Consider the following 13174-nt stretch of genomic DNA (forward strand, 5'->3'; position numbering starts at 1 on the left):
TAATTTAATTACTTTTTACTACAACTGCAACCAACCAGTTATTGTAAATTTATAAATTTAATTTTATAATTAGTGTATGGTATTTTTTGTATTCTGTATACTTATAAAAATATACAGAAACACAATAACGATGACAGTAAGGGGGATAAAAAGTTGAAAAACATAAAAGAAACTGTATACGAATTCATACAGCAAGAGATCTATAGTAAGAATGAAAATAAAAATGGCTTAGAAACGAAAACAATTGCAGATGCTTTAGGATTACATCGTTCTAATGTAAGTGCTTTATTGAACGAGTTGGTGAAAGAAGGAAGGCTAAATAAAACAACAACAAGACCTGTTTATTATAAACTTCCTGAACAAATTCATCCTAGTACAGAAAAATCCTGCTTTACTCAATTGATTGGATATAATGGTAGTTTAAGAAATGCTGTTCAATTAGCACAAGCTGCTATTCTTTATCCCCGCTCTAGCTTAAATGTCTTACTTTCTTCTAAAACCGGATGTGGAACAACTTATTTTGCTTCTTTAATATTCGAATTTGCTAAAGAAATGGGGATTTTATCTAAAGCTGCTCCTTATATAAAAATTGATTGTCGTCATTACTCTAAAAATGTTTCTGTATTAAATGATGAACTCTTTGGAACTCAAGGTAATTTAAACAGAAGTTGTTTTGCAAGATCACAAGGCGGTATGCTCTTTATTGACAATGTAGATTTATTAGATGCAAAGCAGCAAAGCTCTCTCTTTAGATTCTTGGATTCAGGTAAGATATATTCAGAAGATAAATCGGAAGCCTTGGATTGTAATGATTTATTTCTAGTACTGGCCTGCTCTCCACAAAGCGGTTTACAAATTAATCGTATCATCCCCGTTACCATAGAGCTGCCAGAATTAAAAGATCGTTCTATGGAGGAACGGTTCGAGCTTATTAATCATTTTTTTCAAGTTGAAGCCTCAAACTCAGATCGTTCAATTGAAGCCACTGCAGAATCAATAAAAGCATTATTATTATCTGATTTTAATTATAATGTTAAAGGGCTAGAACTTGATATAAAGGCAGCCTGTGCAAATGCTTATGTTCGAGTGGTAAATGAGTCTGAACAAGCTATTTGTGTATGTGTTAATGATTTTAAAGGACAAATTAAAAAGAGTCTATTAAATCTAAAGGGCTATGATAATGAAATTGATACACTAATAGGTAAAAGAGAATCTATTATTTATGATAAAAATATTGCTGATCAAGGATATTACAATTCTCACTCTACAGTTGACATGTATTCTGAAATAAAAAAACAGTATGATGAGTTATCTAATCTTGGAATTACTGATAGTAGCATTGAAAACGTTATGAGTACTCATATTCGTAATCTATTTAAAAAGTATGGTTATCATAATGGTTTTGGCGATTCAAAAAATTTAGATCAGCTTTCTAAAATTGTAGACCCAAGGATCATCGATATAGTTAGTTATTTTTTGAATGCTAGAAAAAAAGAGCTTGGAATAAATTATAAATCTAATGTATTTTACGGACTTTGCCTACATATCAATTCACTCTTAACCTTAAATATTTCTGAGCAACGGGTGGACAATAATCAGATTGTTAAGATTGTTCAAGATTATCCAGAGGAATATGCTGCAAGTGTACAGTTTGCAACGGTCTTAAAAGAAAGGCTTGACTTGAATCTGCCAATCCATGAGGTTGTTTTGATTGCAATGTTTTTAATTGAATCTGATGAAAATAACGAAGAAGATCACCCTGTATTGCTTTATATCATGCATGGTAGCCAGACCGCTTACTCATTAAAGGATGTTACAAATAGCTTAACTCATTGCCATAATGCATACAGCTATGATTTAGCCCTGGATATCAGAACAAGACAAGCTATGGAGGAAATTAAAACACTTATTGAAAAAATAGACCGTGGTAAAGGTGTTGTTGTCATATATGATATGGGGTCCATAAAAACAATGCTTGAAACTATCTCAGAAGAAATAGATGTGAAGATTAGATATATAAATATGCCTATAACTTTGATTGGCATTGACGTTGCAAGAAAATGTTCTATGGAAAGTGACATAGATTATGTCTATCATATGGCAAATCTCGAAATTAACAATATGAAGAAAAATGTAGAAAAGCATAACAATATTATTGTCACTCTCTGTCATACAGGAGAAGGAGGTGCAGCCCAGTTAAAACTCTACATCGATCAGTATTCAAAATTAGGAATGAAAACCATAGCACTTGCAATATCCTCCCGTAATGAGCTTTTAAAAGAAGTTTTAGTGCTTCAAAAAACCTATAACATTCATAGTTTTGTTGGCGCATACGATCCGAAACTATTTGGTATTCCCTTCATTTCTATACAAAAAGTTTTTGAAAGTTCTAGAGAAGATTTAGATCGTATCCTGATGTTTGAACCTGTGAATTCTCGTTCCGTAGATTACAACGATGTATATAAATACTTAGGTGAGCAGTTTAAATATACATCTATATCTAAACTCAAGACTGTATTACCAAATATTATCGATGAATTCAGTATGCTCTATCAATTTACTGAAGATCAAAGAGTTGGACTATTTATGCATCTAGCTTGCCTAGTAGAAAGACTATTAGATGGCAAGTCAGTGGCCAATAATAATGACAGAAGTAAGATAATTTCAGTATTTAAAGAGGATTATCAATCTATTGTTAAAATCCTAAAACCTTTGGAAAAAACCTTCAAGATTATTATAGATGATAATGAGATCACAACTATCATCATGATTATAAAGAAGGTATAATATCAGAAAAACGCCTCCTGTACCATAAACAGGAGGCGTTTTTCATTTATTGAACCTTATTAGATTTCTTTAGAAAATAGTTTCTTTAGATGTTTATGCCCTACTGGCTGTGGGGTAAAAGGTTCTGTAATCCCCTGTTTACTACTTAGGATCTTTTTTTGGATATCATAGAGAGTATCTGTCATTCTTCCAAAGTAAACTCCCTCACTGAACATTCTCATCAATTTATTGTGTTTCTCTTTTTCAAAGCTTTCGATATGTTGATTAAATATGATTTTTAAGCCTTCCTCCACTACTTCAGTTTCATAGGAAATAGTTATTGTGTCCATAAATGTTTTGATTTTTGACTTGTAAAGCTCTCCTCTTTTATACTCTAATATTGATATATCAATGCGAGTATGGGCGTTGTTATCATATTTTGAATACTTCAGTCCTTTCTTGATATCTTCCACGCTTAATTCTTTACCATTGCATTGATTAATATTAGATAAGAGATCGTTTTCAAGAAAATCATAAAAGTCTTTTTCAGTTATTTTTAATATTCTTGTTAGTTTCATGGACACATTATAACATAGCATTTGGAAAATAAATACAACAAAATATAAAAATAATCTTAAATTTAGAGTTGTCTATCCCTACATTGATACTAAATGTAACATTTTTATAAAATCATAAAAATGTAAAAAAGTATACTTTATAAATAACACAATTATACACTACATAAAAAAAGTAATTTAAATTTATACACTAGGTCATAAAGATTAAAAAAATACTTATTTTTATGAAAAACAAGTGTATTTTTGAAAATATACTAATCTAATACTGTATAAAACTCTTTTAAATCCGTCTTGTAATCGTTTTGACAAAAGATTTTTTATACACTAAAATAAAATCATTCCAGGAAATAATTTACATATATAGAAAAGGGGGATATCCAATGGACGAAGAAAACGATTTAGTATCAATGACAATAATTGCAAATTCAGGTGATGCACGATCTTTTGCATTTCAAGCTTTGGGAGAAGCTAAAGCTGGAAACTTTGAAAAAGCAGAAGAGCTTCTAGCACAATCTGATGTAGCAGCAAATCTAGCTCATAAAGCACAAACAGAATTATTATTTAAAGAAGCCAATGGTTTTAAGCAAGAGCTTAATGTGTTACTTGTTCACTCGCAGGATCACTTAATGACAAGCATGCTTGCAAATGAGCTTATAAAAGAAATTATTTTATTATACAAAAATAAATAAATCAGGGGGATCAAATATATGAAAATTTTATTGGTATGTGCAGGTGGAATGTCAACAAGTATTTTGATGAAAAAAATGGAGAGCTATTGGAAGGAAGCTGGAGAAGAACTTAATATTAAAGCAGTGGGCCTCGCTGAGTATCAAGATGTGTATCAAAATTATGACATCGTTTTAATGGGACCTCAAGTATCTTATCGCTTAAAAGAAGTAAAGGAAAACACTGGACTCCCATGTGCTCCAATTCAATCCTTTGACTATGCCGTTGCAAATTGTCCTAATATCATGAAGCTAGCAAAAAAGCTATATTCTGAAAAATAATGAAATAAGGAGAGGTAAAATGGAACAGTTATTTGAAAGTAAATTTATGATCAAACTTCAGGATTTTGGTCAAAAGCTGGGCAGTAACAAATTCTTATCTGCGCTTCAGGCTGCAATGATGTCCTTAATGGGTATCATAATGGTTGGTGCCATATCACAAATTATTTGTTCAGTAGGCAGCGAAACCATGTTAAATCTATTTTCTTCAAAGAGTAAAATTTATGCAATCATCTATTTACCTTATCAATTTACAATGAATTCCTTATCTTTGTGGGTCGTTGCATTGTTTGCATTCCACTATGCAAAAAACTTAAAAATGAAGTCTCCTATTATGAATGCTGTTGACGCATTAGTTTGTTTCTTATTAGTAGCTGGTGCATTAATTATAACTGAAACAGGTGCAACTGGCATTAATATGACTTATCTCGGAGCACAAGGTATGTTTATCGGATTTCTTGTTGTGTTTATGTCTGTGCACATTGAAAAATACTGTGCTGATAAGAACATCCGTATTAAGATGCCAGATGTTGTTCCACCATTCTTACAAGACGGTTTTTCATCAATTTTACCATTATTATTCAGTGCTATTATTTTCTTAGTTATTTCCACCGCTGTATCTGTAGGTACAGGAGGAGCTTATAATGTTTGTTCAGGATTTATGGCGCTCCTAGGTGTTCCATTAAATGCGTTAACATCAGTTCCAGGTATGTTCATCCTTGGTATTTTTGCTGCACTATTATGGTGTTTTGGTATTCACGGCACTATGATTTTAGTTCCAATTCTTATGCCTTTAGGTATCCAAGCAGCAGTTGCAAATGGTGCAGCACACGCAGCTGGACAACCACTTGTATTCTATCCAGTAGCATTATTTGCAGCAATAGCTATTTGCGGTGGTACAGGAAACACATTGCCTCTTGCACTAATGGGCCTTCGCTCTAAATCTAAACAAATCAGTGCAGTTGCAAAAATCTCTGCAGTTCCTGGATGGTTTGGAATTAATGAGCCAATGACTTTTGGTATGCCAATTATGTATAACCCTATCCTTTGTATACCTTATGTATTAAATATTCCTTTTGTTATGTTATGCACCTATCTAGCATATAAATTTGGTTTCTTACAACCTGCTTGGATTTCTATTTCAGCATTACTTCCAATGGGTTTTGGTGCATACTTATCTACCTTAAGATGGCAAAATGCAGTTTGGGATTATTTAATGTTAATTCCTTCTGCAATAATTTGGTACCCATTCTTTAAGATTTATGAAAAGCAATTGGTTGCTAAAGAAGCAGCTGCTGATCTAGTAGAAGCATAGTAAAAAAATAAAATAAGCGCCAGCAAATATAAGTGTACTACTTCAATCCTAAAATTATTTTCAAACCGCTCCTGAATCTTAAGAAGCACATATGAAAATATGAATTCTATAATGAAGCGATACATTGAAAAAGCTGGTGCTTTTCAAGTTGAAGAAAGGAGAAAAGATATGAGTTTTTCTAGTAATTTTTATTGGGGCGGTGCTACTGCTGCTAATCAATGCGAAGGTGCATATAACACTGATGGTCGAGGCTTGGCCAGGACAGATGTGACAACTGCCGGTTCTTATAATAAAATGCGCTCAGTTACCTACAAGCTGCCTGATGGCACAACTGGAGAGGTAAATGGCTTTGGATTTGATATGCCTGAAGGAGCTAAAGGTGCAATATTTGATGGATACTATTACCCAAATCATGAAGCTATAGATTTCTATCATCACTATAAAGAAGATATTGCACTGTTTGCTGAAATGGGCTTTAAGATGTTTAGAATGTCAATATCTTGGTCTAGAATATTTCCTAATGGTGAAGAGGAAAAGCCTAATCAAAAAGGATTAGACTTTTATCGTTCCGTGTTTGAGGAATTAAGAAAATATAATATTGAACCATTAGTTACTATTTCTCATTTTGATACCCCTTTATATTTAGAAGAAATTTATTATGGCTGGAACAATAGAAAACTGATCGATTTCTATGTTCATTACACTGAAACAATTTTCAATGAGTATAAAGACTTAGTGAAGTATTGGCTAACCTTTAATGAAATCAACAATACAGTTATGTTCCTAGATATGTTTACTGATGCCCCTTCTGACAACATATATCAAGAAGCATATCAGCAGCTCCATTATCAGTATGTTGCAAGCGCAAAAGCAGTTAAAATCGGACATAAAATAAACCCAGAGTTTATGATCGGTTGCATGATTTGTGGAATTACAAACTACCCTATGACCTGTGATCCAAAAGATGTTATGTTAACACGTTATAAATGGGAGCAAGGTATTTTCTATAGCGGAGATGTTCAATGTAAAGGAAAATATCCAACCTTTGCAAAGCGTTTATGGAATGAGCATAATGTGAAGTTAGATATAACTGATGAAGATCTTAAGGATCTAAAAGAAGGAACTGTAGATATGTACACTTTCTCCTACTACTCTTCTAGCATCGTAACGACTCATAAGGTAGAAAATAATGCTGGAGGTAATTTCTCTATGGGAACAAAGAATCCATATCTTAAGTATTCTGATTGGGGTTGGAGTACTGATGCCTTAGGTCTTCGATATTACCTAGAAACAATTTATGATCGTTATGAACTTCCACTTATGGTTGTTGAAAATGGATTTGGTGCTGTTGATAAAGTTGAAGAAGATGGCAGTATTCATGACCCATATCGTATCGAGTATATGAGTGAGCATATAAAAGAAATGGCGAAAGCAATTGATAATGGTGTTGATTTAATTGCTTATACAAGCTGGGGATGCATTGACTTAGTTAGTGCCGGAACAGGTCAAATGTCTAAGCGTTATGGATTTATTTATGTAGATAAAGATGATGAAGGAAATGGTACTTTTAATAGATTAAAGAAAGATAGTTTTTATTGGTATAAACAAGTTATTGAGACAAATGGTGAAAATTTAGAAATGGAGGTAAAGTAAATGAAAGGTTTTCCTAATGACTTTTTATGGGGTGGCGCTACTGCCGCCAATCAATATGAAGGTGGATGGAATGAGGGCGGAAAAGGTATTAACACCTCTGATGTTATGACCGCTGGCTCTCATACCCTTCCTCGTCGAGTAACTTATAAAAATGTAAAAACTGGTGAAACAGGATCGATAATAGGTTTTGGTACAAATACAAAACTTCCAGAAGATTGTATTCCTGCAATTATTGAGGGTGAATACTATCCAAGCCATGTTGCAACTGACTTCTACCATCATTATAAAGAAGATATTGCATATATGGGTGAGATGGGCTTTAAGACTTTCCGTCTAAGCATGAACTGGGCACGTATTTTTCCTAATGGTGATGATGCAGAACCTAATGAAAAAGGGTTAAAATTTTACGATGAAGTTTTTGATGAATGTGCAAAATATGGTATAGAACCTTTAGTAACCTTATCTCACTATGAAACACCAATTAATCTAACAATTAAATATGGTGGTTGGTCAAACAGAAAATGTATAGATTTCTTTGAAAACTATGCAAAAACAGTTTTTAAATACTACGAAGGAAAAGTAAAGTATTGGTTAACCTTTAATGAAATTAACTGTATGGAGTTTGCTCCATTTGTTGCAGGAGGACTAAATGATCCATCACCTCAGAACAAAGCACAAGCAGCTCACAATCAATTTATAGCAAGTGCTAAGTCAGTTAAAGCCGCTCACGAAATAAGCAGTGAAATAAAAGTTGGACAAATGCTTGCATACATGCCTCTTTATGCTTATTCTTGTGATCCTAAAGATCAATTAATGGTTATGGAAGCAGCTAAAACTAGTCTATTCTATTCTGATGTACAAACTGGTGGTCACTACCCTGCTTACAGACTAAAGAAATATGAAAGAGAAGGCATTATATTAGATACAGAACCTGAAGATTTTGAACTTCTTGAAAGATATTCAGCAGACTTCCTAAGTTTCTCTTGTTATGGCTCTGTTACTATTTCAACCCATGAAGATGTAAATAAAGCTGGTGGAAATCTAATGATGGGAATTAAGAACCCATATTTAGAAACAAATGCTTGGGGCTGGGCAACGGATCCAGAATGCTTAAGAATCGCACTAAACACCTTGTATGATCGATATCACAAACCATTATGGATTGTAGAAAATGGTATTGGTTGGGATGATCAAAAAGAGGAAGATGGATGTGTACATGATACTTATCGTATAGACTATTTACGTAAGAATATTGCCTCCATGAGAGATGCCATAAATCTTGACGGCGTTGATCTAATGGGATATACAATGTGGGGATGCATCGATTTGGTTTCAGCAGGAACTGGTGAAATGAAGAAACGTTATGGCTTTGTTTATGTAGATCGTGATGATAAAGGAAATGGAACTTTAGAAAGAAGCAGAAAAGACAGCTTCTATTGGTATAAGAAAGTAATCGAAACTCAAGGGGTAGATTTAGAATAATTAATTCCCTATTCATATTAGCTGTAAAAATATTTGAAAACAGTGGAATTCTTAGAACAAAAATCATATGATATTAAAAACAATCATTTAGAGGATAATATGCGGTACATTTTAAACATTAAAGAATGCGAGTTTTTAGGAAAAGGAGATGAAGGAGCAGTATACTTAACTCCAGAGGGTTTTGCTTTAAAAATATTTTATGACAAAAAGAAAGCTGAAAGTGAAGTTGCTATTTTGGAAAAATCTACTGGTAGTAGGTTTTTCCCTAAAGTTATGTTTATTACTGAGAATAAAGTTTTAAGAGATTATGTTGAAGGAACAAATTTATACGAGTACATTAGTAATAATGGATTATCTTACAACCTCTCCGTTGAAATAATAGAACTTGTAGAGGAATTTAAGCGTTTAAACTTTAAGAGAATTGATATTAGAAATGCACATATCTTTGTAAATAAAGATGAAAAAATCCAAGTAATTGATCCGAGGAAGGTCTTCGAAAAAAACATCCCTTATCCTAAAGAAATGATTAAAATATTAGTAAAACTTAATTTGTTTGATGAATTTCTTAAACATCTTTTAGCTTACAATAAAAACCTCCTTAATTATTGGATCAAGGGATACGAATACTTTGAAAACATGCGTAAGAAGACAATTATTATAGACATGCTAGCTTGCTAGAGTTGCATATATAGGTATTCTTATTAGCCATCAGTATGAACCCTTACTATATTTTTCTCCCTTAACTAATACAACACAAAAAGGTCAGGATTGATATAAGTCCTGACCTTTTTACATTAACTTCTATAAAAATATAATATTACTGATTTTTCATCTTCAACTTTTGGTAATTTTTCAGGGTTGATCCTTATTTTAATTTTACTTTGATTAATCAGCTTTAAAGGCAACACCGGTAAGATCTTCGCTAAGTTTCCATAGCCTTTCTGCCATCTTGGGATCAATAGCCCATGACAATACACCTGTCATAACTTGATTCAAGTCTCCATTAACAGAACTTTCCGGTATAACATTAGCAATATCAACATTCATGCAATAAACCCCACCTTTGCCTTCCAATTGTGGACTTGTTGCACACCACACACTAGTTGCTGCACCTTGTTCAACGTTCTGTCCTCCACTACTTGCTACAGTTTTTTCTACATCCTTTGAAGGGTTGAACTCTACAGATATACTCTTAGATATATTAGAAACAGCATTTTTCACAACTTCCTCATTTTCCATATAGCGTTGCAAATTTGTCCCTAAAATTCTTCCTGGATGAACAGAAAATGCACGAACTCCATATTTCTGTCCTAAGCGATCTAACTCAACAGCAAACAAAGCGTTGGCAGACTTAGACTGACCATAAGCTCCCCACTTGTTATACTCTCTGTGTTCAAAGTTTGGATCGTCAAAGTTCACTCCTCCAAATCTTATTCCTGTTGATGAGAGGGATACTACTCTGGCTTTTCCAGATTTCTTTAATGCAGGCCAGAGTCTTGCCGTCAACTGAAAATGTCCAAGATGATTAGTAGCAAATTGAGCTTCGAAGCCACGAGCATCTCGACTAAGAGGTGCTGCCATTATTCCTGCGTTATTTATTAGGATATCCAGTGCTCTTCCGGAATCCAAAAATTTTCTTGAAAATTCGTCAATTGATGTTGGATTTATCAAATCCATCTCTTCCAATTCTACGCCAGGTATTCCTTCAATTAAAACACGTGCTTTGTCAATCGAACGTGCAGGAACAATAACCGTTGCACCAGCTTGAGCCAAAGCACGGGTTGTTTCTAGTCCGATTCCTGAATATCCGCCTGTAACAATTGCAACCTTCCCATTCAAATCTATTCCTTTTAGCACCTCACTTGCTGTTGTTTCTAATCCAAAACCTGATATTATTGGAATTTGTGGTGTTATCTTATAATTATCCATTCTTAACAACTCTCCTTACTTTTTCTTAGACTAAAAAATGCGTATTATGCACAATATAGATTTAACTAAACCTAACTAGCCTAAATTGATCAAAGTGTATTAACTAATATAAACCTTGTTGTTTGCATGAATATATTATCTTTTAAACCGTAAAAAATAACTAGTTTATTTCTGCACATTAGTTGCCTAATTCTGCAATATAAAAAAACAAATCATATTCAAACCTATTGAATTTCATTATGCTACAAGTTAAAATTTATATACAATTTGGAGCTTAATCGAACAAAAAGCAAAGGAGCAGCCTGATATGAAGCTGGAGAAATTTCACATTTCTACGTCGGTAGATATTGAGAACAACACTATTAATCAAAATTTAATTGATCAACTTATTACTATTACTAAAAGAATTACCTGCGAAGAAGGCAATACAAAAACCATCATTCCATTTCTTATAATTAATCGTCATACATACTCGTCTCCATTAACCCCAAGTGTACTTACCCCTTCCTTTTGTATCATTCTTCAAGGTATGAAGGAAATTCATTTGGGAAATGAGATGTTTTATTACTACGCTGGAGATTATTTGGCTTCTTTGATTGATATGCCTGCATCTGGCCAAGTCGTTAATGCATCGGTAGATTCACCTTTTATAGGACTGCGTATTGATTTTACCACAAAGGAAATTGCTTCCGTGGCTATGGATATAGAAACAGACATTAAGCAAAATATGAAAAAGCAAAGTACAGGTGCATTTGTCGGCAAGTCAGATCCTGAACTTTTGGAATTGTTTATACGTCTATTAAAGCTAATCGAGAATCCCAAAGGAGTGGCATTTCTTTCGGAGCTTATAAAACGTGAGTTGATTTTCCGCTTATTAACAGGTGACTATGGGCATCTTTTTTATCAACAAGCTTTGTTTGAACAGCAAGCTGACGGAATAGGAAAGGCTATTGCTTGGATTAGAGAGAATTACTCAAAATCCTTTAATGTGGAGGAACTAGCAAAATCAAATAACATGAGCGTTTCAGGATTACAGCATAAATTTAAAGCAATCACTACAATGGGACCTTTGCAGTACCAAAAGCAGCTTCGTCTTCAGGAGGCAAGGCGATTAATGTTTAGCGGCGCTATGGATGCAACATCGGCAGCTATGGAAGTTGGCTACGGAAGTTTATCACAATTCAACAGAGAATATAAACGACATTTTGGATTACCACCAAAAAAAGATATCAAATGGCTAACGGAAAATTACGAATCATATGAGAAAGACCAATAACCAATGGAGTTATGCTATTTTTCAAAGTACACCAATAGCTAAAGCAGTAAAATTCAAAACACCATATTATAAAATTTTTATAATTTTTTAAATTTCTTTTGAACTTTTTTAAGATTCCTGCGTTTAAGTAATGAAAACAGCAAGAAGAGGTAGAATTCATGAATTTCAAAAATCAAAATGAAGAAAATTTAATAGCAAGAGCTAAGGCTGGTGATAAATATGCTTTTGAAATACTGATTAGTAATAACTTTTCTATTTTAAAGGGATATGTATTAAAGCTTACTTTAAACAAAGATTTAACTGAAGATATTGTTCAAGATACCCTGTTATCTGCTGTTGTTCATATTGATTCCTTTGTCTCTAATGCTAAGTTTTCTACGTGGCTTATCAAAATCGCCACCAATAAATATAGAGATTACTTAAGAAGGAACAAAGAAACAGATATGTTATTAGATACTTTTCAGTCTTCCTCTATTACTGAAGAAGAACTAGTAAAAAAAGAAGAACTAGAAGAGATTCTAAAGATATTAAGGACAATGCCTGCTGATAAAAGAACTGTATTTATACTAAAACATTATTATGGTTACAGCTACGAGGAAATCAGCTCTATAGTAAATTGCCCAATAGGTACAGTACGTTCAAGATTACATTATGCAATAAAAGAAATAATTTCAAGATTTAACGGAGGTGAATAAAATGAAACCCTTTGATAATTTAGATAAAAATATTGATAAATACTATGATGGTTCCCTAAATGAAGAAAGCAAGGAAGAAGCTGATTTAAAAGTTATCTTAGATAAAATGTATCTTGCAGAAGACTTGGAAACCAGGGTTTCAGTAAATATAGATATAAATTCTATTGTGGAAAATGGAAATCAAACTCGTTTTGCCAAAAAGCTTAGAAAAGAAACCTTTAAATTTCTACTATTTGCTGGATTTTTATCGATTTTTATCGGCTTTATGTATATAAGAGTTTCCATATATGCCACCTTAGCAATACAATCTTTAGGATTGATATTTTTACTTATCTTAAATCAGGTTTTTCTAAAGAAAAAGGCAAGGAGTGAAGCTAAATGATTGACAGTAAAATAATCATTATTATCTTTCTTCTTATACTTGTCACTATCCAAGGCACTCTGATATTTAGAGATGCGGTGAAAAAAAGCATTCC

At 33.0% G+C, this 13174-nt stretch carries 12 protein-coding genes; 10 read left to right on the forward strand and 2 right to left on the reverse strand.

Annotation, left to right across the window (positions count from 1 at the left end; genetic code table 11):
* Window positions 1-153 precede the first annotated feature (153 nt).
* The gene (locus J3477_RS03450) at window positions 154-2787 is read left to right on the forward strand and encodes a PRD domain-containing protein (protein WP_206868170.1); all 2634 of its coding nucleotides are present in this window, start codon (window positions 154-156) and stop codon (window positions 2785-2787) included.
* 59 nt (window positions 2788-2846) lie between these two features.
* Here the strand turns inward: J3477_RS03450 and J3477_RS03455 are convergent, their stop codons facing one another.
* Window positions 2847-3344, reverse strand: a complete 498-nt coding sequence (locus J3477_RS03455; protein WP_206868171.1) for a DUF3284 domain-containing protein — start codon at window positions 3342-3344, stop codon at window positions 2847-2849.
* 380 nt (window positions 3345-3724) lie between these two features.
* On the opposite strand from J3477_RS03455, the gene J3477_RS03460 reads away from it, so the two are divergent.
* From J3477_RS03460 to J3477_RS03485, 6 genes are all read left to right on the forward strand, one after another.
* Complete coding sequence (locus J3477_RS03460; protein WP_206868172.1) at window positions 3725-4033, forward strand: PTS lactose/cellobiose transporter subunit IIA; 309 nt, start codon at window positions 3725-3727, stop codon at window positions 4031-4033.
* 18 nt (window positions 4034-4051) lie between these two features.
* Entirely contained in the window at window positions 4052-4351 is a 300-nt protein-coding gene (locus J3477_RS03465; RefSeq protein WP_206868173.1) for a PTS sugar transporter subunit IIB, read from the forward strand.
* A 19-nt stretch (window positions 4352-4370) separates the two neighbouring features.
* Window positions 4371-5663, forward strand: coding sequence for a PTS sugar transporter subunit IIC (locus J3477_RS03470; RefSeq protein ID WP_206868174.1), 1293 nt, complete (start codon window positions 4371-4373; stop codon window positions 5661-5663).
* 168 nt (window positions 5664-5831) lie between these two features.
* Window positions 5832-7316, forward strand: coding sequence for a family 1 glycosylhydrolase (locus tag J3477_RS03475; RefSeq protein WP_206868175.1), 1485 nt, complete (start codon window positions 5832-5834; stop codon window positions 7314-7316).
* Window positions 7317-8798, forward strand: a complete 1482-nt coding sequence (locus J3477_RS03480) for a family 1 glycosylhydrolase (protein ID WP_206868176.1) — start codon at window positions 7317-7319, stop codon at window positions 8796-8798.
* Window positions 8799-8897: 99 nt separating this feature from the next.
* Complete coding sequence (locus J3477_RS03485; RefSeq protein ID WP_206869646.1) at window positions 8898-9476, forward strand: serine/threonine protein kinase; 579 nt, start codon at window positions 8898-8900, stop codon at window positions 9474-9476.
* Between the two features lie 207 nt (window positions 9477-9683).
* On the opposite strand, the gene J3477_RS03490 is transcribed toward J3477_RS03485, so the two are convergent.
* Window positions 9684-10727: an oxidoreductase gene (locus J3477_RS03490; protein WP_206868177.1), complete on the reverse strand. Its 1044-nt coding sequence runs from the start codon at window positions 10725-10727 to the stop codon at window positions 9684-9686.
* Between the two features lie 307 nt (window positions 10728-11034).
* On the opposite strand from J3477_RS03490, the gene J3477_RS03495 reads away from it, so the two are divergent.
* The 3 genes from J3477_RS03495 (at window position 11035) to J3477_RS03505 (ending at window position 13080) form a co-directional block, all read left to right on the forward strand.
* On the forward strand, window positions 11035-12003 hold the full coding sequence (locus tag J3477_RS03495) for an AraC family transcriptional regulator (protein ID WP_206868178.1): 969 nt from the start codon (window positions 11035-11037) through the stop codon (window positions 12001-12003).
* Window positions 12004-12161: 158 nt separating this feature from the next.
* Window positions 12162-12698 (forward strand): RNA polymerase sigma factor SigY, encoded by a 537-nt coding sequence (sigY, locus tag J3477_RS03500; RefSeq protein ID WP_206868179.1) that lies wholly within the window; start codon window positions 12162-12164, stop codon window positions 12696-12698.
* Window position 12699: 1 nt separating this feature from the next.
* Window positions 12700-13080, forward strand: a complete 381-nt coding sequence (locus tag J3477_RS03505; RefSeq protein ID WP_206868180.1) for a hypothetical protein — start codon at window positions 12700-12702, stop codon at window positions 13078-13080.
* Window positions 13081-13174 lie beyond the last annotated feature (94 nt).

It is taken from the genome of Clostridium zeae (genome assembly GCF_017312485.1).
Classification (GTDB): Bacteria; Bacillota; Clostridia; order Clostridiales; family Clostridiaceae; genus Clostridium_AR; species Clostridium_AR zeae.

Coding starts and splice junctions, on each gene's coding strand:
- J3477_RS03490 (WP_206868177.1), bottom strand. CDS start 10,727: ATGGATAATTATAAGATAACACCACAAATTCCAATAATATCAGGTTTT.
- sigY (WP_206868179.1), top strand. CDS start 12,162: ATGAATTTCAAAAATCAAAATGAAGAAAATTTAATAGCAAGAGCTAAG.
- J3477_RS03470 (WP_206868174.1), top strand. CDS start 4,371: ATGGAACAGTTATTTGAAAGTAAATTTATGATCAAACTTCAGGATTTT.
- J3477_RS03480 (WP_206868176.1), top strand. CDS start 7,317: ATGAAAGGTTTTCCTAATGACTTTTTATGGGGTGGCGCTACTGCCGCC.
- J3477_RS03465 (WP_206868173.1), top strand. CDS start 4,052: ATGAAAATTTTATTGGTATGTGCAGGTGGAATGTCAACAAGTATTTTG.
- J3477_RS03455 (WP_206868171.1), bottom strand. CDS start 3,344: ATGAAACTAACAAGAATATTAAAAATAACTGAAAAAGACTTTTATGAT.
- J3477_RS03460 (WP_206868172.1), top strand. CDS start 3,725: ATGGACGAAGAAAACGATTTAGTATCAATGACAATAATTGCAAATTCA.
- J3477_RS03475 (WP_206868175.1), top strand. CDS start 5,832: ATGAGTTTTTCTAGTAATTTTTATTGGGGCGGTGCTACTGCTGCTAAT.
- J3477_RS03495 (WP_206868178.1), top strand. CDS start 11,035: ATGAAGCTGGAGAAATTTCACATTTCTACGTCGGTAGATATTGAGAAC.
- J3477_RS03485 (WP_206869646.1), top strand. CDS start 8,898: ATGCGGTACATTTTAAACATTAAAGAATGCGAGTTTTTAGGAAAAGGA.
- J3477_RS03505 (WP_206868180.1), top strand. CDS start 12,700: ATGAAACCCTTTGATAATTTAGATAAAAATATTGATAAATACTATGAT.